The organism is Staphylococcus sp. HMSC055C03 (assembly GCF_001809385.1).
GTDB classification, from domain to species: Bacteria; Bacillota; Bacilli; order Staphylococcales; family Staphylococcaceae; genus Staphylococcus; species Staphylococcus simulans.
In genome coordinates this window covers 1-20,921 of record NZ_KV797501.1, presented here as the reverse complement: position 1 = coordinate 20,921, position 20,921 = coordinate 1, and the positions used below count along the sequence as shown (strand labels likewise).

Genomic DNA, 20,921 nt, shown 5'->3' with positions numbered 1-20,921 from the left:
AACAAAAGAACCAAGATAAAGGTTTACAATAATTCAGCGTTGTACCTTGATTTAGTAATATAAATAAGTAAGAGGGCGGATTTGAAGATAACTTCAAAATACCGCCCTCTTTTTGATACATTTTTTATTCTGTTGCTAAAGGATTTTCAACTTTTACATACGTATAGTCATGTGCTTCATCTTCTAAGCGCATAGTAGTAACACATTTATAATCAATCGTTTCAGCAAAGAATGTGTGTTTGATGTCAGCTAAACGTTCATTATCAATCGTATGATCTGCTTGCATTTGATTGAATTTCTTTTGTGTAATCTGTTTAACGACATCCCATAATTTGTTTTCTGATATCACGCTTTCTTGTGTATGTTGCGCGATTGTTAAAATTAGCTCTCCAAGATGGTTTTGGATAGTTGAATAGAACGCCTTGTTGAATACAGAAGTTGATTTGCTAGTTAAGATACGTGATTTTTCATGGAAATGTTCTGTTGAGAAACCACTGTCGTTGAGTTGTTGTTCATCAATACGTAAACCTTCATAGTCACGAATGAACATATGATTTAAGCTGCCATCTTCATTGAATGAAGCCACTGCATTTTGTAAATGTGCTTCTAAAGCAATACCATATTTCACCATCAATGGAATCACGATATCGACTAATGCTTGCGCATATTCAGCAAGCCAAGCTTCTGAAGCAGCTTCAAAAGATTCTGTTTGCTTCGCATTTTGATAACGTTCAATTAACGAATTTATCACTGCAATTTCAGCGTTAGGATTACTAACTACTAAACTTGATGGAATGATGTTAATAGTATCAGGTGCTGTTAAGTGATAAACATTTTCTCTTAAGAGTGAACCAAGCTGTTCACTGCGTTCTGTTTGATAGTCGCCTTGATCTTGTTTGTGATAGAAATGAATACCCGCTAGTTCAGAAATTCCAGAAGCTTGAATATCTTTAAATAAAGGGTCTTCAGTCAATATCTGGTTAACGATATGCGTCACAAGTGGACCATTAAATGTTGTTTGTTCTGACAATGTTCGAATCTCTCCGGTAATATGCACATTGGTTGAGAGTTTGACATGCGGTGTTGTTTCTGGCCATTTCGGCATTAAAGTTCTAAATGACAGTCCCGCATAATAAGATGTTTCGTAAGGGATTGTCTTAATTTGATCTGCATCAAGTTCTTGAGAATAGTCACGTTCTAAAATCTCATCATATTGCCAAGGATGTAACACAATAATGCTGTAATGATTGTGTTCATCTGAAGGGATTGCTTGGTTAAAGGCACTTTCTAAACCTTTGAAGTTTTTAAAGAGCGTTTCATTATATGTATGCTCAAGTGTTTGTGTACGAACGAGTTCATTGTGTACCGCAATCCATTTTAATGCAATGGGTTGTTGGAATTCAGAAGAATATTGAATGTTTTCTTGTGGTGTTAAGCCTTTGCGTAATTTGGCACCTGGGTGAAGCGGGTGACCTTCAATGACTGATTGTTCAGAACGTAAATAACTATCTGATGCGTGTGCGATAATATCGAACATAGCACGTGTATCATCTTTTAAAGTGATATGTTGATAGCTGAGTGCGAGTGCCATATTGGCTACACTATTCATCATATCGTCACTGAATTGATCACTTGCTGGTCCTTTGAATTTAGGTGCTTCTGTTAAAATCACTTCTAATACTTCTTCTGGATGCATAATGCGTTGGTGTGTCTCTGGTTTATCCATTTCTGTGAAATAAAATGGACCATCCATATCAATACGGTCAAAAGCATGAAATCCTGAAATTGGCGCATAGAGTGTCAGTCTAGATGTCGGCCAATCCATTTTCATGACTTTGCCTGTGTTCGATGATAGCTCAAAAGGTAAATCTGTATTATTTATAATTTGTGCTTGTCGGCCTTGATTGACCATATTTTCTCGATAAATTGAAACGACTAAACGTTTCGTAACCAAGTCTCTTGCAGTTAGTAAAATAGCTTTAAATTGCTCAGCCCATTGTGGATGGGATGCAGAAAGGTAATCATAAGCAGATTGTTCTTCTGCTGTGAGCTTTATAGGTTGTTCATTTGTTTGTTGTAATATATTTTCCATAATACACCTCTTATTTAATTATTTTACAAAACAACTAAAGATTTGTATAATCCATCATATCGGTAATGATAATCATTATCAATTAAAAAGACAGGTGGAATAAAAAATGGCAAAATATTTTTTCCCAAGTTCATTCCTACTGTTTTTGGGGAATTGGATCGGACAAATCGCATTGAATTGGTATGTATACGAGCAATATCACAATGCTTTTTATTTGGGATTGGTCAATTTCGTCAGACTGATACCAATCTTATTTCTAAGTATCTGGGCAGGTGCTTTAGCTGATAAATTCGATAGAGGGAGATTAATTCGAATAACTGTCACAGGTTCTACAACTTTAACAGCAATCTTATGTTTGTTGAGCTTTGAATACAGGGAATTACCTATATATATTATTTTGATTTATGCTTGTTTAAGGGGCATACTTAATGCTGTAGAGACACCTGTCAGACAGGCGATTTTGCCTGATTTATCTGATAAAATCAGTACAGTCAAAGCAGTATCGTATCATTCGTTTATCATTAATATTTGTCGATCAATCGGACCAGCGATTGCAGGGGGCATTATCGCAGTGTTGAATGTGAAATATGCATTTTTAGCACAAACCTTGGTTTACATAGGTGCTATGCTGTTATGCTTGCCACTTCATTTCAAAGTCGCTTCAGCTTCAGATGAAGAAGGTGCAGCACGTTTCTCTGCAACGGTCGTCAAAGATTATTTTAAAACACATGGACAAGGACTCCATATCTTTATTACGTCATTGTTGATTATGGCCACTGGCTTCTCTTATACCACCTTATTACCGGTATTGACCAGTTTGAATTTTCCTGGTCAGGCTTCAGTCTTTGGCATCGCAATGACTTTCAGTGCTATCGGTGGTATTACCGCAACGTTATTATTGCCGCAGATACTGAAATTATTTTATTCAATTAATGTATACTATTTAAGTTCTATCCTGTTTGGTATCGCATTACTGATGGTAGTTATGCCGAATACAATTCTGCTGTTCGGCTTTATCTTTTTAATCGGTTTATTTAGTCAATGTGCACGGACAACAAATCGTGTATATTTTCAAACACATATTGAACCTGAAAGACGTGGCAGAATTTTAAGTATTGTGATGATGGACCGCGGCATGATTCCATTAGGTGCAGTTATTATGAGTGCGTTAACAGAACTTATCGGCATTGTACCGACATTTATTACAATGGGTCTTAGTACATTACTCATTGCAGCACTCTTTTATGGGATGAAAGAACTTAAGAATAGAGGAAGTGTAATATGAGACAAACAACATTACAACAAGCAGATATCAATATGCAGCATCGTGTATTCAACGCCATGATTAAAGAACATATTTTTAACGAAGGCACACGTATTACGAAACAAAATCATCGGTTAGAAGTTCAATATCAAGGTAAAGTACTCTCAGTCAGCATTAATGGTGTATATGCATTTGAACGCTATCAAATGCAAGGGCCGCTGGAACTGCAAGAGGGAGACAAACAACAGACGATAGCATCCTTAGAACAACTAATCGACACGCTAGAACAAGATTTTGACGTAGCGTTCCCGACTCGTTTAAAACAAGAGTTGATTCATAGTCGACGTGGCTTTGATTTAACTTATGCGCAAATGGAGAAACGCCATCAGCTCATTCAAGATAGTATGAAATTTTCGAGAATGCCAGTGAGCTTGAATTATTTTGCTTGGATGTCGCATATGAATGCATTAGGTGAAATGGATGATTTATTATATTCAGAGAGTTTAGTTGTCGAAGGACATCCGACTCATCCATTATCCAAAACCAAACTGCCTTTAACGAACGAAGAAGTGATGCGTTATGCGCCAGAGTTCGAACAAATCATTCCATTAAAAGTCATGTTGCTGAGAAAAGAAGATGCAGTGACAACCAGCGCTTCTTCTGATCCTGATTTCATATTGAATGAAGTTCTAAAAGATGACAAAGCCCAATTGAAAGATTATGCGAAAGCGCTCGGTTATGATATCGATGACTTTGAAATTGTCATAATTCATCCATGGCAATATGAACATGTCATTGTAGAACAATTTAAAACTTGGATTCAGGAACAACGTTTAATACCGACACCCATCACTTTGAAGTCAAAGGCAACTTTATCATTTAGAACGATGGCGTTATTAGAGCGTCCTTATCATATTAAATTGCCAGTTCAAGTTCAGGCAACGAGTGCCATTCGTACAGTTTCTTCTGTTACGACAGTAGATGGACCGAAATTAAGTTATGAATTACAAGATATGTTGAACGTCTATCCGCAACTTAAAGTGGCGAGAGAACCGTTCGGCTTACATGCGGCTATTGAACCAGACCAAGCACGACAATTAGCTTATATTGTCAGAGAACGCCTGATGATTGATGGTGAAGGTGTAACTGTCGTAACCGCAAGTTTAGTAAATCAAAATCCTGTAGATGACATGAAAGTGGTGGACAGTTACTTAGAATGGGTTGATCGTGAAATTTCAGCACAATCAATCAAGCATTTCATGACAGTCTATGCACATACTTTAATTCCACCATTAATTGCCTATATCCAAGAGTATGGCATTGCTTTAGAAGCGCACATGCAAAATACAATTGTGAAACTTGGCAAGGACTATAAAATGGCCTTTATGGTCAGAGATTTAGGCGGCTCTCGTATAGATTTAGAAACGATGAAAGAGAAAATTCCAAATGTCAAAGTTGAGAATGAAAGCTTAATTGCGGAAGATATTGAAGCGGTGATTGCGAAATTTCAACACGCAGTCATTCAAAATCAAATGGGTGAATTAATTTATCATTTGAGTCAGCATGAGGATGTGACAGAACAAGAGTTGTTTACGATTGTTCAAGAAATTACACGCCATGCGATTGATCCGAATAAACCACATGCGACAGTCTTGAACCAAATTCTCTTTGGACCGACGATTACTGTGAAATCTTTATTAAGAATGCGCATGGAAGGCAAAGTAAAAAAATACGTAAATACGATTTTAGATAACCCATTGAAAGAGGGAGAGTGAACCCCATGGCTTATGTAGAAATAGATTTAGCCAAAATCCAATTCAATGCATTGATGTTGAAAGAAAAGCTGGCACAAAGAAATTTAGAAATGATGCCAGTGATTAAATGTATCGCTGGAGATAAGCTGATTGTTGAATCATTGAAAACACTTGGTTTTGATCAGATGGGTGACGCACGAATGGTCAATATTGACCAAATTCATGACGGTGCACTCTCTTATATGTTGATCCGCACGCCTAATCGCAGTGAATTAGAAGATTGTATTGAGAAAACTGATATTAGTATACAAACGGATCTTGAAACAATTCGCTTATTGAATGAAACTGCAAAATCAATGGGCAAAAAACATAAAATATTATTAATGGTAGATTGGAAGGACAGTCGTGAAGGTGTCTTAACGTATGACGTTGTTAAGTACATAGAAGAAATCATGTATATGTCTCATATATGTTTAACAGGACTGGCTTTTAATTTTATGTGCTTTTTAGATATTCCGCCGACTGAAGAAGATATTTTACGTATGAATCAATTTGTACAAGCAGTTGAAAAAGAAACGGGTTATACTTTAAAAATGATTTCAGGTGGCAACTCAAGTGCGTTACCATTACTTGATTATTGTACGTTCGGCAGAATCAACCATTTAAGAATAGGTGAGTCATTGTTTCGCGGTATCAGTACAGTAGATCAAAAGCCGATTCATTATCTCTTCCAAAATGCGATTACTTTGAAAGCAGAAATTATAGAAGTCAAACCAAGAATAGATATTCAACATGATCGCTCATATTTACAGGCCATCTTAGACATCGGTCATATTGATACTGTGATAGAAGATATTACTCCTTTAAATGATCAAGTGAAAATTATGGGTGCGACAAGTGATCACCTCATGATTGATTTACAAAACACAGATTATTATCAAACAGGAGATATCATTGAGTTTACGCTAGGTTATAATGCATTAGCACAAAGTATGTATCAAAAGACGCTGAAACATGTGTATATCAGAGATGCTGGTGTACAGATTTTAGTGGACCATTTTGAAGTCAATCATGACCATGTTCAAATTAATCCTTGATAAATATAGGCAAAAAAATTGACAATATTGTAAACCGAACAAAATTTGTTCGGTTTTTTGTTTAATATTGCTAAAACCATGTTGACATTGAGAATCGTTATCAATAAAATAAAAAGTAAGATGATTGAATGAGCGATAAATGGGATATATCTAAATGGATGGTACGTAGATACATACGACCTTCATACATAACTTGGCACGAGAAAGATAATTGAGTTGACCTTCAGCTACATTTCATTTGTTGCCTCATAGAGCATCTAACAATATGAAGGAGTGGAAACATGAATAGATTAAAGTTTCTTGGTATTCTTATGTTAGTACTTGCTTTGACTGTCGTTGCGGCTTGCGGCAATAACAGCAAAGATAGTTCAAAAGAGTCTGATAGTAAATCTTCAGATGATACAATCGCAGTAAAAAATGAAGCGGGCACAACGAAAGTGAAAAAAGATGCGAAACGTGTCGTTGCTTTAGAATATTCATTCGTTGATGCTTTAGCTGCATTAGATGTGAAACCTGTAGGGGTTGCAGACGATAATAAAAAAGATCGTATTATCAAACCTATCCGTGAGAAAATCGGAAATTACGAATCAGTCGGTACACGTAAACAACCAAACTTAGAAGTAATCAGTAAAGAAAAACCTGACTTGATTATTGCGGATGCACAACGCCATAAAGGTATTTATAAAGAATTAAACAAAATTGCACCAACTATCTTATTACCAAGTTTTGATGGTGACTATGATGCAAACATCGAATCATTCAAAACAATCGCAAAAGCCTTGAATAAAGAAAAAGAAGGCGAAAAACGTTTAGACGAACATAATAAGAAAATGGATAAATATTCAAAAGATATTACTTTAGATAAAGACTTAGCTGCTTTACCTGCTGTATTAACTAAAACAGATATTATGGCGCACTCAGATAAATCTTATGTTGGTCAAGTGTTCCATCAATTAGGCTTTAAAGAAGCATTAAATAAAGATGTATCAAAAGATTTACCTAAATACCTAGATGGTCCATACTTGAAAATGAGTACGGAACAAATTGCGAAAGTAAATCCAAAACAAATGTTCATCATGATTGATGAAAAAGATAAACCATTATTAGAGAAACAACAAAATGACAAAGTATGGCAAACAATCGACGCAGTTAAACATAAACGTGTTTACACTGTAGATCGTAGTACTTGGTCTCGTTCTCGTGGTTTAATTTCATCAGAAGAAATTGCGAAAGAGTTAGTAGAACTATCTAAAGAACAAAACAACAAATAAGCGATTAAGATGATTAGAAGGGTGAATGGCTATGACAAACCAATCTAGCCACAGCCTTATTGAAAAGAAACAAAGAAAACGCACCACACTCCTCTTTATCGGGAGTGTGTGCTTTCTTTTTATCGTGATGTATTTCAATTTGACTGTCGGCACAACACATATGAAATTTAAAGATATTGCAGATTATTTAATATGGCATCATGACACGAAAAATACATTTATTATACATAATATCCGTATGCCAAGAATGGCAGGCGGGCTATTGATTGGTGCAGCTTTAGCAGTTGCTGGTTTATTTATGCAGGCAATGACGCGTAACCCATTGGCATCTCCGCAAATCTTCGGTGTGAATGCCGGAGCATCATTTATTATTGTTGTGATTACAGTCATCTTTCCGGCATTGACTTCAATTTCAACATTACTTGCGTTTATCGGCGCGTTTATTGGCGGTAGTATTGTTTATATGCTGTCTGACTCAACGAAAGGCATGACACCAGTCAAATTAGCTTTAGCTGGTATGACGGTTCATTTGTTCTTTACAAGTTTGACACAAGGTATCATTTTATTAAATGAAGATTCTACAACGACAGTTTATTTCTGGTTAGTCGGTACACTCTCAACATTGAAATGGGGAGATGTATTGTCTATCACACCATGGATTATCGGTGCATTCATCGGTGCATTATTCATGGCACGTCAAATATCAGTGTTAGAACTTGGCGATGAGTTAGCAAGAGGACTAGGTCAAAATATTAAGTTAACACGATTATTGTTAGGGGTGTTGGTGGTAATTTTAGCCGGAGCATCCGTTTCAATTGCCGGACCTATCGGATTTATCGGTTTGATTGTTCCGCACATTGTAAAATATTATACTTCTCATAATTACTTTGTGATTATACCGCTGACGATGATTTTCGGTGCTGCCATTTTATTATTATCAGATGTCATCAGCCGTTTAATTGCATTTCCATTTGAGACACCGGTCGGTATTGTGACATCCTTCGTCGGTGCGGTTTACTTCTTAGGCTTAACATTGAGAGGAGTGAAACGAGTATGACAAGACATTTAGGGCGTAAATATATAATTGTGATTGCGATATTGATCGTCGTTTCCATCTTCTCATTATGTGTGGGTGCCGTATTTGTAAATCCGCTTCAAGCCCTCAAAGGCTGGATTATGCAAGATGACTTTATCGTCAATGAATACCGAGAACCAAGACTTTATGTCGGTTTATTAGTCGGCAGCAGTTTAGCAATTTCAGGTGCAGTAATTCAAGGTGTTGTACGAAATCCTTTAGCATCACCAGATGTTATCGGGATTACTAAAGGTGCGAGTTTAGCAACTGTTTCAGTCTTGATTCTCTTCCCGAAAGCACCGATTTATGTATTGCCGGTTGCTTCGTTTATCGGAGCTTTAGTCATCAGCTTATTATTATCTTATTTAATCGCACGTAAAGAAGTACAAGGTTCAAACTTAGCGTTAATCGGTTTAGCCATCGGTGCAATTTGTATGGCAATTGTGCAATACTTACTCATTCGATTCCCATTAGAAGCCAACTTAGCTTTAGTATGGTTAACAGGAAGTTTATTCGGACGTTCCATGGACCATGTGATTTCAATCTTGCCGTGGTTTATTGTGACCGTACCGCTTATCTTATTTTTTGCGCAACGTTTAGATATTATTCATTTAGGTGATCAAGTAGCGACTGCGCTTGGTACGAGAGTTCGTTCAGTTAAAATGGTAATGTTGATACTTGCGGTTATGCTGGCAGGTTCTTCTATTGCGGTTGTCGGCGGACTGAGTTTCTTAGGATTGATTGCACCACATATTGCACGTTCGATTGTCGGCCATAAACATATTCATATCATTATGATGTCTGGATTAGTCGGTGCGATTTTAATTATAGTCAGTGATACATTAGCACGCGGCATTCACCCGCCGTTAGACATTCCAGTCGGTGTGATTATTGCGATTGTCGGTGCACCATACTTTATTTATGTTTTACGCAAAATGTAATAGGGAAATAGACAACTGTCTCTTATTAACATGAGAGGCAGTTTTTTTATAGGGGAAGTTGGGGTATTAGAATTTGAAGGTGTTAAATTTATACAGATTTATGTATAAGTATTAAAATTCTTATTGCTTAACCATTACAATACGCTTATAATGTATTGTAATGAAAGGGAGAGACTATGGAAAAATATACAAAATCAGAAATCTTCAAGGGACGTTTGAAGTTCATTATCATGTCATTGCTCGGTATCATGTTGTTCTTAGTACCGGTGCCGGTGACACAAGACGGAAAGCAACAAACGACATTATTGGTAGCATTTTTAGCAGGTTGGTTGAAGGACGTATTAGGTCCAGCAATGCCGTATTTAATTTTAATTGTAATTACATTATCTGGTATTTTGACTTTATGCTGTTCGACTTTCTTAAAGAAGCGCTTAAAGTCTGATGGGTTATTGAATAATACGTTTAATGTGACGCCGATTTGGTTGGTTGTCAGATTATTAGCGGTAGTGTTTGCATGGATGACATTTTTACATATTGGTACAAAAGTGATTTATTCAGACGATACTGGAAATTTAATCTTTTCTAGTTTATTGCCGACGTTATTCTCAGTGTTCTTTTTTGCGGCACTCTTTTTACCGTTACTGATGGAATTCGGTTTATTAGAAATGTTAGGACCGATTTTCAGACCAGTCATGCGACCATTATTCACTTTGCCTGGCCGTTCTACAGTGGATAACCTTGCATCATTTATCGGTGATGGTACAGTTGGTGTTATCATTACGAGTAAGCAATATGATCAAGGCTTTTACTCTAGACGTGAAGCGACCGTTATTTCAACAACATTCAGTGTTGTTTCACTGACGTTTGCGATTGTAGTGGCTGAAACAGTAGGGATGCAGAATCATTTCTTCTATTTCTATTTAACAGTTATCGTTTCTTGTTTAGTTGCTGCAGTGATTATGCCGAGAATTTGGCCGTTACGCAGTGTACCAGATGAATATGCGGTTGAAAACAGTGAATATGCGAAAGATGAATCTAAACCTGAAGGCATATCAGCTTTCAAACATGGATTTAATCTAGCGACTGAAAAAGGAATCAAATCACCAGGCCTTTTGCAATTCTTTAAATCAGGGTTGGTCACTGTTGCAGATATGTGGTTCGCAATTTTACCAGTTGTTATGGCAATCGGGACACTTGCGACGATTATCGCAACATATACACCTGTCTTTGAGATTATTGGGAAACCTTTTGTACCGCTGCTTGAACTCTTACACATTCCTGAAGCAGAACGAGCATCTGAAACTATGTTGATCGGATTTGCGGATATGTTCTTACCTTCAATTTTAATTGATGGTGTGAAGAGTCAAATTACCTTATTTGTTGTCGGTGCATTGAGTATTTCACAATTGATTTACTTATCAGAAGTCGGTGGGGTTATCTTAGGTTCTAAGATTCCTGTCAGTGTCTGGAAATTATTTGTGATTTTCTTATTCAGAACGATTATCGTATTACCAATTATTGCTTTAATGGCACATTTATACTTCTAAATATAAAAGCTGAGTCTTGCAGTAGAAACTGCTCGACTCAGCTTTTTTTATTATTCTAATGTACCTAATGATGACAACACACGAGATTTTACTACGTTATTACCGATAACAGGAGATTCTGATGAGGCATTTGACTCAGAAGATTTAGGGCGTTGATGTGCTTGTTTGAAAGCATCGCTATTCTTCCAATTTTCAAAATCATCTTGAGATGCCCACCATGTTGAAACATGCATGAACTCAGTATCTTTTTGATCACCTTCTACTAAAGAAACTTCAACACGATGAAATCCTGGCATTTCTTTTAATTGAGGGTTGGCAGTAAAGCGACCTGCCATTTTTTCAGCAAAGCCTTTTTTCACTTCTATTTGGTTTGTGACAATATACAAGACTATCATCCTTTCAAAATTATTGTTAATCTTCTTTACCCGATTTTTTGTATGTTCATTGTGTGTAATTATCAGTATTTTGATTATAAAACATGTGGTACAATATTTAAAAAGAAAAAGAAGAATCTTAATTAATAGGGGAAAAGTGAATGAAGAAAAAAGAAGTCAGTATGGCCGAACTGTTTTTTGATTTGGTCTTTGTTTATGTACTTTCGACGATTAATATTACAGTGGAACATATTTCTACTTCATTAGTCGACTTGGAAAGTCTTGGCAAAAATTTTATGTTGTTTTTAGTATTTTTCTCAATTTGGATTTATCATACATTGCTGGTCAATCGATTCTTTGAACAGAAATGGTATCAATATGTCTTTTTATTTATAGATATGTTTCTGATTTTATATCTGTCTAAAGCGATTAATGGTAATTTCCAAGAAACATTTGTTGCGTTTGCATCAACAACTACAGTTATCTTTATCAGTATTATAATTCAGTATGTTTTAAGTTATAAATTTGTGGACCATTCTATTAATGCACGTTTCTTAAAGGTGTATGTAACAGGTCTTGTTTTAACAGTCATGTTTTCGGTAGTCGGTTTACTTCTACCTAAAGGCATTAACTTTTGGGTATATTTTATCGGTATCGTGATTTCAGCCACATTCCCTGCATTTTTTGCGAATGCATCTAAAGAGAATCCAGTTATTTTTAAACATTTAACTGAACGACTGAGTTTGTTTATGATTTTATTGTTTGGAGAAGGGATTGTTCAAATCGTCAATAATATGGAACTCTCTCAATTTAAAGCACTAGATGTTGTCTATTTCTTAATGGTCATTAGTTTATTTGTGATTTATACGTTCCATTACAAAGGTAGCTTGGATCAGGAGAAAGATGAAGCAACAGGCTTTTTAACGATGTTCCTGCATTTATTCATTATTTATTCTGCAAACTTTATTTTCTTGATTATGAATAAAGGCTTATCAGATCATCCTTTAAGTTTTGCGGAAGGCATCGGTTATACCGTTGCATTTTGTGTTTTCTTATTTGGTGTATTCTTTGATACGATTTTACATCGCAATATTACAAAGAAAAAAGGTCTGTATATTGGCATTATCTTAGTAACTACAGTCATTGGATTTATCATTCCAAATATTCACTTGATAACAGTAGTTCAAATCATAGGTATTATCGTACTATGCAGCATGTATTATATTGAAAATAGGGATATATTAACAGATTAAGTTAAAAGAACTTAATCAATAAAAAAACCTTCCACTTCAGAATTAGAAGCGGAAGGTTTTAGTTTATACTTTTTTAATTCATTTATTTTGTGAGTTCATTATAGACTTTCTTGTCATTGAAAGTGAAGATGATGTATTCGTGATCATCAGTATCAATAATAACGCGGTTAGTTTTACCAAATGTAGAACCAATACGAGATACCTCTCTGCCATCGTCTTCTGGTACCGCATGGATATCTTGATCTTCTCTAATGTTTTTAATATCTGCTGTTGGGATTTTGATGTCTGCTACTCTCCATTGGATACGAACTTCGTCATTATTTTTCTTTACTGTCATTGCCATTTTGGAACACATCCTTTAATTATTTTTGTATTGCTATCATACACTATTTGGAAACCGTTTTCAAGCAATGTGAGATACTTTTTTATAAATGTGTCATACTAATTAAAAAACCGAACATACAATCCGAAAATATGTTCGTGTTTATTAAGGAATTGTGATAAAATAAAACAACTAGAAAGGAGTATAGAGATGACAGGGAAAACACACTTATCATGCGGGTTTCTCATAGGAACACTCGCCATCAACTATTATCATCCCGATTTATTTACTTCTATCACCACTGTAGTCTTAGCAGGGGCTGGAAGCTTATTGCCTGACATTTGTCATGCACAAAGTAAAATCGGGCGTCGTTTTAAGTTTTTAAGCTTAATTGTTCGTCTTTTGTTCGGTCATCGAACATTTACACATTCAATTTTATTTACGCTACTTGTGGCGTTGCTGTTATCTACTATACATACACCTCCTGTATATATGACAGCAATTATCGGCGGCATGGTTTCTCATATCATTCTAGATATGTTGACGCCGAGAGGTGTTAAGTTATTATATCCATTTCCATTATCAGTTAAACTGCCGATGCAATTTAAAACTGGTGGAATGGTAGATTTATCACTGGCCACTGCATTTACTTTTGGCGGAACATATGTTATATTCCGCGAAGTCATCAATCAATGGTTCATGCACTGGTTTCATTTGAATATATAAAAGAATGAACGACAAGGTGTTGTCGACATGATTAAAGAAGATTTTAAGAACCTCTGCTTTTTTAAAGTGGGGGTTCAAGCTTGAAAAATTGATTTGTGATATAATTCAAGAATATTGAAGGGTTTATGTTGGCCAAATACATATTTAAAGGCAGAACCCTTGGTAATCGCGGAGAAACTTAAGGAGAGGTATCATGTTAGATAAGAATAAATTAGAGAAATTCAATCAGCAACATTTGTTAGAATTGGAGAAATTAATGAGTTCCAACGAAAAAGAAAATATTGCTTCTAAATTACAATCATTAGACTTATCTGCAATTTTAGATTTGTATGAATCACTTTATGTAGAACAATCTCAAAATAAAACTGAAGAAGTATCTGAAGCGACTGAAGTTAAATATAGAGTACGCAAAGATTATTCAACAGAAGAATTAAATAACTTTTATGCTCAAGGTATCGATGCGATTAAGAAGGGTGAATTTGCGGTTGTCTTAATGGCAGGTGGCCAAGGTACACGTCTTGGTTATGATGGTCCGAAAGGTTCATTTGAAATTGAAGGTGTCAGCTTATTTGAACTACAAGCAAGACAGCTATTAAAATTAGCCGAAGAAACTGGACGTACAATTGACTGGTATATTATGACTAGCGATATCAATGATGAAGCAACGCAAGAATTCTTTGAACAACAAAACTATTTTGGCTATAACCCTGACTATATCCATTTCTTCAAACAAGATAATATTGTCGCTTTAAACGAAAAAGGCGAGATTGTCTTAACAGAAAATGCTGAAGTCATGGAAACGCCAAACGGAAATGGCGGCGTATTTAAAGCGTTAGATGCATACGGCTATCTTGATAAAATGGAAGAAGACGGTGTGAAGTTTATCTTTATGAACAATATTGATAATGTTTTAGCACGTGTATTGGATCCAGTTTTTGCAGGATTTACTGCAGAAGCTAATCGTGATATCAGCACAAAATCTATTGAACCAAAACAAGGTGAAAGTGTTGGACGTTTAGTCAATATTGACTGTAAAGATAGTGTCTTAGAATACTCAGAACTTGGTGATTCAGATGTAAATGCATTCCATAATGCGAATATCGGTATTCATGCGTTCAAACTTGCATTTATCCAATCAGCAGTCAATCGTGAATTGCCATATCATTTAGCAATCAAACAATTGAATCAATTAGATGAAGACTTTAATGTAGTGAAAGCACCTGCATTGAAATTTGAACTGTTCTATTTTGATATCTTTAAATACGCAACTAGTTTTATTACACTGCAAGTTCCTAGAGAAGAAGAGTTTTCACCTTTAAAAAATCGTGAAGGCAAAGATAGTGTAGAAACTGCAACTCAAGATTTAAAACGCTTAAATCTTATTTAATTGTAAAGGTGGAGTCATAGTTGAAACAGACTTCAAATACACATAGAGAACGTGGTCTCAATCGTTTTAAAGATATTATTCCTTTATCATTCGGTGAAGAAATCGGTAATGCAGTCTCACATGGGGCAGCGGCTTTGATTACACTAATCGTATTGCCTTATGCGGCAGTCCATAGTTATATTCATGGCGGTACATTGGCATCAGTCAGTGTATCTATATATGTCATCAGTATCTTTTTAATGCTGATTTCATCAACGATTTATCATGTGATGCAAAATAACTCACCGCATAAATATATTATGCGTATTATCGATCACAGTATGATTTATATAGCAATATCTGGTACATATACACCAGTATCATTAGTCGTAGTCGGCGGATGGTTCGGCTGGATTATAATGGTGTTGCTATGGGGAATTACGATATGGGGCATTTTGTATAAAGCAATTGCTGAAAATGTAAATCCTAAACTCAGTTTGTTCATGTATTTAATTATGGGTTGGGTCGGTATTTTATATCTTCCGATTATTTGGAGAGAAGCCTCATGGCAATTTATGTTATTTATTTTGCTTGGCGGTATTGCTTATACGATTGGTGCATGGTTCTATGCACAAAAGAATCGTCCGTACTTTCATATGATCTGGCATATCTTTATTGTGATAGCATCGTTATGTCATTTCATCGGAATTTTATATTTTATGTAGGAGGAGAGGCTGGGGCTCTTGTTGAACAGAAGCCTTAACCTCTTTCTTATTTGAGAAAAAGAAAGAGGTGTCAAAGTGTGAAAATGGATTTGAAGTCAATCGGTGTAGTGACCGCATTGATTTTAATTATGTTTATGGCAGCTATCGAAACATCTATCATTTCTTTAGCATTGCCTACGATCAAAACAGATTTAAACGTGACGAGCTCGATTTCGCTTGTGTTCTCAATTTATTTTATTGCCTTAGTTATTGTGAATCCATTAGTCGGGGAGTTGCTTTCGCGTTTTAAACTTATACATGTAACGATTGGTGGACTATTATTATTCAGCGTCGGTAGTTTGATGTCTGGATTAAGCAGTACATTTACTTTATTAATTATCTCTCGCTTTATCCAAGGTTTAGGGTCAGGTGTCATGATGGTGCTCAGCCAAATTGTACCGAAACTTGCCTTTGAAATTCCGTTACGATATAAAATAATGGGGATTGTCGGCAGTGTATGGGGGATTTCAAGTATTATCGGTCCTTTACTTGGTGGTGCAATCTTAGAATTTGCGACATGGCATTGGTTATTCTTTATTAATATTCCGATTGCTGTGGTTGCTGGTGTGTTGGCATTTACGACCTTTATTTTTGATGAGGAACAAGTATCAAGTGGAGAAGCATTTGATCAAAAAGGTCTGTTCTTCTTCTATTTAGTCCTTATCTTTATATTAGGTGCGATTACAACACCGTTATCACTATGGTTGAAAGGTATCATGATTGTGATTGGTATCGTATTTGCCTATAAACTTGTCAAAGTTGAGAAACAAGTATCGACACCGTTTTTACCTATTGAAGAATTTAATCGTCGCATCACTATTATTTTTATTACTGATTTTATATATGCGATGATCTTAATGGGCTATAACTTATACATGCCGATATACTTACAAGAAGAAATCGGATTATCGCCACTCCAAAGTGGATTTGTGGTTTTCCCGATTTCAGCAGCTTGGTTGTTGATTAACTTCAATTTACATCGTATTGAAGCAGGGTTAACAAGAAAAGCGTTGTATCTTGTTGCCTTCACTTCTTTACTGTTATGTAGTGTGATTGTCTTTGTTACACATGCAGCACCGATATTATTAGCCGCAACATTGATGTTAGCAGGCGCAAGTTTCGGTATTGTTTATACAAAGGACAGTGTGATTGTGCAAGAGGAAACGTCACCGAGAGAGATGAAGCGGATGATGTCGTTTTATTCTCTTTCTAAGAACTTAGGTAATTCTATCGGTTCTACAATCATGGGCGGCATGTATGCCTTACCGTTTGTTGTAGGAGGCGCAAGAATTTTAAATAACGTCGTTTTGATTATCATCTTTATTATGATGCTATTCCTATTATGGATAGTCTTTTATCGAAATCAAACGCAAAACGACTAATTTGGTATCCCGCTGAAATGCGGGATATTTTTAATTAATAACTTAAATCATATTGTGTTATTATACGGGTGTATAAAGAAAGAGTGAAAGGAGTGAGGAAAACTTGAAATTCAATATATTCAATTTAATATCTACATTAATTGTGCTATTAGTGTTTGTGATTTCCGGTGCGATTTTCCTCACACTTTTAGGCTTTGTATTATTTGGTTTGAGTCGTTTGCTTATTTTTTGGCATCTAGGGTATTTCGGATATAACAAAGGTTTCTACCAAAACTTATTTTACTACGGCAGCTATATTGTATTAGGTTACTTCACAATGTTCTTAGTAGAATATCTGATGGATTATTTCAAAAATAAATTACCACATAGCCCATATTTTCATGGTGAAATCTTTCATTTGATTTCATACTCCGTTACAACGGTAATGTTCTATTTTGTAGTCCATATTCATTATGCATATATCAACATTGATTTTTGGGTCATTATGTTGATTATGGCGTTCTTTTACGTATGTAAAGAAGTCTTTTATCCTGATAGTGAAGACTTGAATAGAAATAAGTGACCTGCATGAGCAATTAGTTTGCTTTGCTAACTATTTTTAGTGCATTATATTATGGTAAGTTTATAAAGGAGTGTTTATATCTATGCCAGAGCAGGCTACTATTTCTAAGCAAAAAAGAAATTTGATTGTCACAGTTATGATTACGAGCGCATTCATTGCGATATTAAACCAAACGCTACTTAATACTGCACTGCCTGCTATCATGCGTAGTTTCAACATTGGAGAGAACACATCCCAATGGCTAGTAACTGGTTTTATGTTAGTTAACGGAGTCATGATTCCTTTAACTGCCTTCTTAATGGATAAAATCAAAACCAGACCGTTATATTTAGCATCAATGGGAATATTTTTAATTGGTACTATATTAGCGGCAATTGCACCGAACTTCGGTGTTTTAATGACTGCACGTGTCATCCAAGCTATGGGTGCAGGCATTATTATGCCGTTGATGCAATTCACTTTATTTACACTTTTCCCAAAAAATGAACGTGGCTTCGCAATGGGATTAGCTGGTCTCGTTATTTCCTTCGCACCAGCTATCGGACCTACAGTCTCAGGTTTGATTATTGATGTTTCAAGTTGGCGTACACCATTTATCGCAGTAGCTGTGATTGCGTTAATTGGATATATCTTCGGAGCAATCAGTATTAAAAGCTTCAATGAACCTAAAGATATTACATTAGATATGAAATCTGTGATTTATTCAACAATTGGATTCGGTGTAATGTTATTAGCATTCAGTAGTGCGGGTTCTTCAGGCTTTGACAGCTGGACGTTCTATGTACCATTTATTGCCAGCTTATTTGTCATTTGGGTGTTTGTGAAACGTCAATTAACAATTGAGAATCCAATCTTGAACTTGCGCGTCTTTAAAAACAAAACATTTACGCTATCAGCTATTTGTTCAATGATCGTAATGACATCAATGATTGGGCCAGCACTGTTGATTCCCATTTACGTACAAAATGCGATGGGTTTATCAGCTTTCTTATCAGGTATTGTGATATTACCTGGTGCAGTGGTCAATGGCGTGATGTCTATCTACACCGGTAAGTTCTACGATAAATACGGTGTTAGACCATTAGTGATTATCGGCTTTACCATGTTGACTATATTTACTGGAGTCTTAGCATTCTTAAAAGTAGATACACCATTCTGGTATCTTGTATTAATTTATGCGTTAAGAATGTTCTCAGTGTCATTACTTGCGATGCCGCTTAATACAGCGGGCGTCAATGCATTACCGAATAAAGATATTTCACACGGTACAGCAATTATGAACTTCGCTCGTATGATGGCTTCATCAATTGGTACAGCGATTATGGTTGCATTAATGACATTAGGTACAAGAACATTTGCGCCAAATCCAAATGAAGTGGCTTCTAAAGAATTATTCCATCGCGAAGCAATTGCGCGTGGTGTGGATTTATCATTTGGTGTAGTGACAGTTATTGTATTAATTGGCTTCATTATAGGTTTATTCATTAGAGATAGAATAAAAGGTGAAACTAAAAAGCAAATGAATGCACGTAAAATTTAAAACTGAATCAATCTTTAAACATAAAACCAGCAAAGCAATATATAGATTGTTTTGCTGGTTTTTGTTAGGTTTTCTAGGAAAGGGGAAGTTCTTTGGATTATTCGTTACCACTTATACATTAAGTTTGTTAAAATAATAAGAGTAAACATTAATTTATATTTGGGGTGACGTACTTTGTTAACAGTTGAACAAGTCAACGAACTAGTGGGGAATCTGAAAGATCCAATTTTAGATGTACCATTTAAAGATACAGGTGGTATTGTGAATATCACGATTAAAGAAGAAATTGAACATGTCAGTGTCAAAATTGCGATGGCAAAATTAGGTGGAAAACCTCAATTAGACTTGCAAATGGCAATTGTTGAAACATTGAAAGAAAATGGAGCAAACACAGTTGGTATTCGTTTTGAAGAATTAGATTCTGAGACGGTTGCTAAGTTTACTGGCGATGATCCAGCAGAAGACCAACCGCAAACAATCGAAGGTCTGCTTTCAAAAGGTAATCCTGTTGAATTTATTGCGATTGCATCTGGTAAAGGCGGCGTAGGTAAATCTACAGTAGCAGTTAACCTTGCTGTGGCATTAGCACGTGAAGGTAAAAAAGTCGGTTTAATCGATGCTGACATTTATGGTTTCAGTGTTCCTGATATGATGGGTATCGATAATAAACCAGGCATTGAAGGTAAATCAGTAAAACCAGTTGAACGACATGGTGTAAAAGTAATGTCTATGGCATTCTTCGTTGAAGAGAATGCACCTGTAATTTGGCGTGGACCAATGCTAGGTAAAATGTTGACGAACTTCTTTACAGACGTAAAATGGGGAGATCTTGATTACTTACTATTAGATTTACCTCCAGGTACAGGTGATGTGGCATTGGATGTACATACAATGTTGCCATCAAGTAAAGAAATTATCGTAACAACACCTCATCCAACTGCAGCATTTGTAGCAGCACGTGCTGGAGCAATGGCAAAACATACAGAACATTCTATTTTAGGTGTTATTGAAAACATGTCTTATTTCGAAAGTAAGGAAACTGGAAATAAAGAATATATCTTTGGTAAAGATGGCGGTAAAAAACTAGCAGATGAACTTAATGCTGACTTATTAGGTCAATTACCATTAGCACAACCTACATGGGATCCTAAAGATTTTTCACCTTCTATTTATCAACCTGATGATCAACTTGGTGAAATTTATCAACAAATCGCGCAAAAAGTTATCACTAAAACAATGAAAAAATAAGAAGTCTAAATAAAACGCAGGTTTTTTCAAAAAATCTGCGTTTTTCTCTTGCGTTTTTCTGAAATCCTGTTAGAATATATTTTTGTGAGCGAGAAAAACAAGTTAAATAAACACTTAAAAAACCTGAAAAAAGTTATTGACTTAACACTTTGAAGGTGCTAAGATAATAAAGTCGCTAAAAAACGACGAGTTATCAAGAGTGTAAAACTTACTCTTGCGGAAATGAAGAAAACATTTTAAAATTGTAAAAGTAATGTTAATTAAGTGTTGACTTCGAAAACACGAAGTGCTACAATGAATAACGTTACTGAAAAAATGAACATTGAAAACTGAATGACAATAT

18 protein-coding genes are annotated in these 20,921 nt (G+C 35.6%); 15 read left to right on the top strand and 3 right to left on the bottom strand.

What is annotated here, in order from left to right; genetic code table 11:
* Window positions 1–124 precede the first annotated feature (124 nt).
* On the bottom strand, window positions 125–2,092 hold the full coding sequence (locus tag HMPREF2603_RS09090) for an IucA/IucC family protein (RefSeq protein ID WP_060804381.1): 1,968 nt from the start codon (window positions 2,090–2,092) through the stop codon (window positions 125–127).
* A gap of 106 nt (window positions 2,093–2,198) precedes the next feature.
* On the opposite strand from HMPREF2603_RS09090, the gene HMPREF2603_RS09085 reads away from it, so the two are divergent.
* The 7 genes from HMPREF2603_RS09085 (at window position 2,199) to HMPREF2603_RS09055 (ending at window position 11,041) form a co-directional block, all read left to right on the top strand.
* Window positions 2,199–3,377 (top strand): MFS transporter, encoded by a 1,179-nt coding sequence (locus HMPREF2603_RS09085; protein WP_002479517.1) that lies wholly within the window; start codon window positions 2,199–2,201, stop codon window positions 3,375–3,377.
* Window positions 3,374–5,131 carry an IucA/IucC family protein gene (locus HMPREF2603_RS09080; RefSeq protein WP_070502070.1) on the top strand — a complete coding sequence of 586 codons (1,758 nt, stop codon included), beginning with the start codon at window positions 3,374–3,376 and terminating at the stop codon, window positions 5,129–5,131. The genes HMPREF2603_RS09085 and HMPREF2603_RS09080 overlap by 4 nt, the downstream gene beginning before the upstream one ends.
* A gap of 5 nt (window positions 5,132–5,136) precedes the next feature.
* Window positions 5,137–6,207 carry an alanine racemase gene (locus HMPREF2603_RS09075; protein WP_023014949.1) on the top strand — a complete coding sequence of 357 codons (1,071 nt, stop codon included), beginning with the start codon at window positions 5,137–5,139 and terminating at the stop codon, window positions 6,205–6,207.
* Window positions 6,208–6,488: 281 nt separating this feature from the next.
* Window positions 6,489–7,478 (top strand): ABC transporter substrate-binding protein, encoded by a 990-nt coding sequence (locus HMPREF2603_RS09070; RefSeq protein WP_002479514.1) that lies wholly within the window; start codon window positions 6,489–6,491, stop codon window positions 7,476–7,478.
* Between the two features lie 25 nt (window positions 7,479–7,503).
* Window positions 7,504–8,535 carry a FecCD family ABC transporter permease gene (locus HMPREF2603_RS09065; protein ID WP_031262415.1) on the top strand — a complete coding sequence of 344 codons (1,032 nt, stop codon included), beginning with the start codon at window positions 7,504–7,506 and terminating at the stop codon, window positions 8,533–8,535.
* Complete coding sequence (locus HMPREF2603_RS09060) at window positions 8,532–9,494, top strand: FecCD family ABC transporter permease (RefSeq protein WP_070469063.1); 963 nt, start codon at window positions 8,532–8,534, stop codon at window positions 9,492–9,494. Before HMPREF2603_RS09065 ends, HMPREF2603_RS09060 begins: the two co-directional genes overlap by 4 nt.
* A gap of 176 nt (window positions 9,495–9,670) precedes the next feature.
* On the top strand, window positions 9,671–11,041 hold the full coding sequence (locus tag HMPREF2603_RS09055; protein WP_002479511.1) for a YjiH family protein: 1,371 nt from the start codon (window positions 9,671–9,673) through the stop codon (window positions 11,039–11,041).
* A 50-nt stretch (window positions 11,042–11,091) separates the two neighbouring features.
* Here HMPREF2603_RS09055 and HMPREF2603_RS09050 read toward each other — a convergent pair whose 3' ends face one another.
* Window positions 11,092–11,427, bottom strand: coding sequence for a heme oxygenase (locus tag HMPREF2603_RS09050; protein WP_070463631.1), 336 nt, complete (start codon window positions 11,425–11,427; stop codon window positions 11,092–11,094).
* 149 nt (window positions 11,428–11,576) lie between these two features.
* Between HMPREF2603_RS09050 and HMPREF2603_RS09045 the strand changes: the two genes are divergently transcribed.
* Window positions 11,577–12,668: a low temperature requirement protein A gene (locus tag HMPREF2603_RS09045; protein ID WP_060804378.1), complete on the top strand. Its 1,092-nt coding sequence runs from the start codon at window positions 11,577–11,579 to the stop codon at window positions 12,666–12,668.
* Between the two features lie 82 nt (window positions 12,669–12,750).
* Here the strand turns inward: HMPREF2603_RS09045 and HMPREF2603_RS09040 are convergent, their stop codons facing one another.
* The gene (locus tag HMPREF2603_RS09040) at window positions 12,751–13,011 is read right to left on the bottom strand and encodes a SunI/YnzG family protein (RefSeq protein ID WP_002479508.1); all 261 of its coding nucleotides are present in this window, start codon (window positions 13,009–13,011) and stop codon (window positions 12,751–12,753) included.
* 189 nt (window positions 13,012–13,200) lie between these two features.
* Here HMPREF2603_RS09040 and HMPREF2603_RS09035 point away from each other — a divergent pair, with 189 nt between their 5' ends.
* The 7 genes from HMPREF2603_RS09035 (at window position 13,201) to HMPREF2603_RS09005 (ending at window position 20,578) form a co-directional block, all read left to right on the top strand.
* Window positions 13,201–13,716 (top strand): metal-dependent hydrolase, encoded by a 516-nt coding sequence (locus HMPREF2603_RS09035; protein ID WP_002479507.1) that lies wholly within the window; start codon window positions 13,201–13,203, stop codon window positions 13,714–13,716.
* A 193-nt stretch (window positions 13,717–13,909) separates the two neighbouring features.
* Window positions 13,910–15,103, top strand: coding sequence for a UTP--glucose-1-phosphate uridylyltransferase (locus HMPREF2603_RS09030; protein ID WP_023014943.1), 1,194 nt, complete (start codon window positions 13,910–13,912; stop codon window positions 15,101–15,103).
* 20 nt (window positions 15,104–15,123) lie between these two features.
* The gene (locus HMPREF2603_RS09025) at window positions 15,124–15,807 is read left to right on the top strand and encodes a PAQR family membrane homeostasis protein TrhA (RefSeq protein WP_060804377.1); all 684 of its coding nucleotides are present in this window, start codon (window positions 15,124–15,126) and stop codon (window positions 15,805–15,807) included.
* Between the two features lie 83 nt (window positions 15,808–15,890).
* Window positions 15,891–17,228 (top strand): multidrug efflux MFS transporter SdrM, encoded by a 1,338-nt coding sequence (sdrM, locus tag HMPREF2603_RS09020; protein ID WP_031262411.1) that lies wholly within the window; start codon window positions 15,891–15,893, stop codon window positions 17,226–17,228.
* A gap of 103 nt (window positions 17,229–17,331) precedes the next feature.
* Window positions 17,332–17,790: a SepA family multidrug efflux transporter gene (locus tag HMPREF2603_RS09015; protein WP_060804376.1), complete on the top strand. Its 459-nt coding sequence runs from the start codon at window positions 17,332–17,334 to the stop codon at window positions 17,788–17,790.
* Window positions 17,791–17,872: 82 nt separating this feature from the next.
* A complete protein-coding gene (locus HMPREF2603_RS09010) occupies window positions 17,873–19,330 on the top strand; it encodes an MDR family MFS transporter (protein WP_002479502.1) in 1,458 nt (485 codons plus the stop codon).
* A gap of 174 nt (window positions 19,331–19,504) precedes the next feature.
* Complete coding sequence (locus HMPREF2603_RS09005; protein WP_002479500.1) at window positions 19,505–20,578, top strand: Mrp/NBP35 family ATP-binding protein; 1,074 nt, start codon at window positions 19,505–19,507, stop codon at window positions 20,576–20,578.
* Window positions 20,579–20,921 lie beyond the last annotated feature (343 nt).

Excerpts from the sequence above, each read along its gene's own strand:
- HMPREF2603_RS09090 (WP_060804381.1), bottom strand. The coding sequence starts at position 2,092 with ATGGAAAATATATTACAACAAACAAATGAACAACCTATAAAGCTCACA.
- HMPREF2603_RS09085 (WP_002479517.1), top strand. The coding sequence starts at position 2,199 with ATGGCAAAATATTTTTTCCCAAGTTCATTCCTACTGTTTTTGGGGAAT.
- HMPREF2603_RS09080 (WP_070502070.1), top strand. The coding sequence starts at position 3,374 with ATGAGACAAACAACATTACAACAAGCAGATATCAATATGCAGCATCGT.
- HMPREF2603_RS09075 (WP_023014949.1), top strand. The coding sequence starts at position 5,137 with ATGGCTTATGTAGAAATAGATTTAGCCAAAATCCAATTCAATGCATTG.
- HMPREF2603_RS09070 (WP_002479514.1), top strand. The coding sequence starts at position 6,489 with ATGAATAGATTAAAGTTTCTTGGTATTCTTATGTTAGTACTTGCTTTG.
- HMPREF2603_RS09065 (WP_031262415.1), top strand. The coding sequence starts at position 7,504 with ATGGCTATGACAAACCAATCTAGCCACAGCCTTATTGAAAAGAAACAA.
- HMPREF2603_RS09060 (WP_070469063.1), top strand. The coding sequence starts at position 8,532 with ATGACAAGACATTTAGGGCGTAAATATATAATTGTGATTGCGATATTG.
- HMPREF2603_RS09055 (WP_002479511.1), top strand. The coding sequence starts at position 9,671 with ATGGAAAAATATACAAAATCAGAAATCTTCAAGGGACGTTTGAAGTTC.
- HMPREF2603_RS09045 (WP_060804378.1), top strand. The coding sequence starts at position 11,577 with ATGAAGAAAAAAGAAGTCAGTATGGCCGAACTGTTTTTTGATTTGGTC.
- HMPREF2603_RS09040 (WP_002479508.1), bottom strand. The coding sequence starts at position 13,011 with ATGGCAATGACAGTAAAGAAAAATAATGACGAAGTTCGTATCCAATGG.
- HMPREF2603_RS09035 (WP_002479507.1), top strand. The coding sequence starts at position 13,201 with ATGACAGGGAAAACACACTTATCATGCGGGTTTCTCATAGGAACACTC.
- HMPREF2603_RS09030 (WP_023014943.1), top strand. The coding sequence starts at position 13,910 with ATGTTAGATAAGAATAAATTAGAGAAATTCAATCAGCAACATTTGTTA.
- sdrM (WP_031262411.1), top strand. The coding sequence starts at position 15,891 with ATGGATTTGAAGTCAATCGGTGTAGTGACCGCATTGATTTTAATTATG.
- HMPREF2603_RS09010 (WP_002479502.1), top strand. The coding sequence starts at position 17,873 with ATGCCAGAGCAGGCTACTATTTCTAAGCAAAAAAGAAATTTGATTGTC.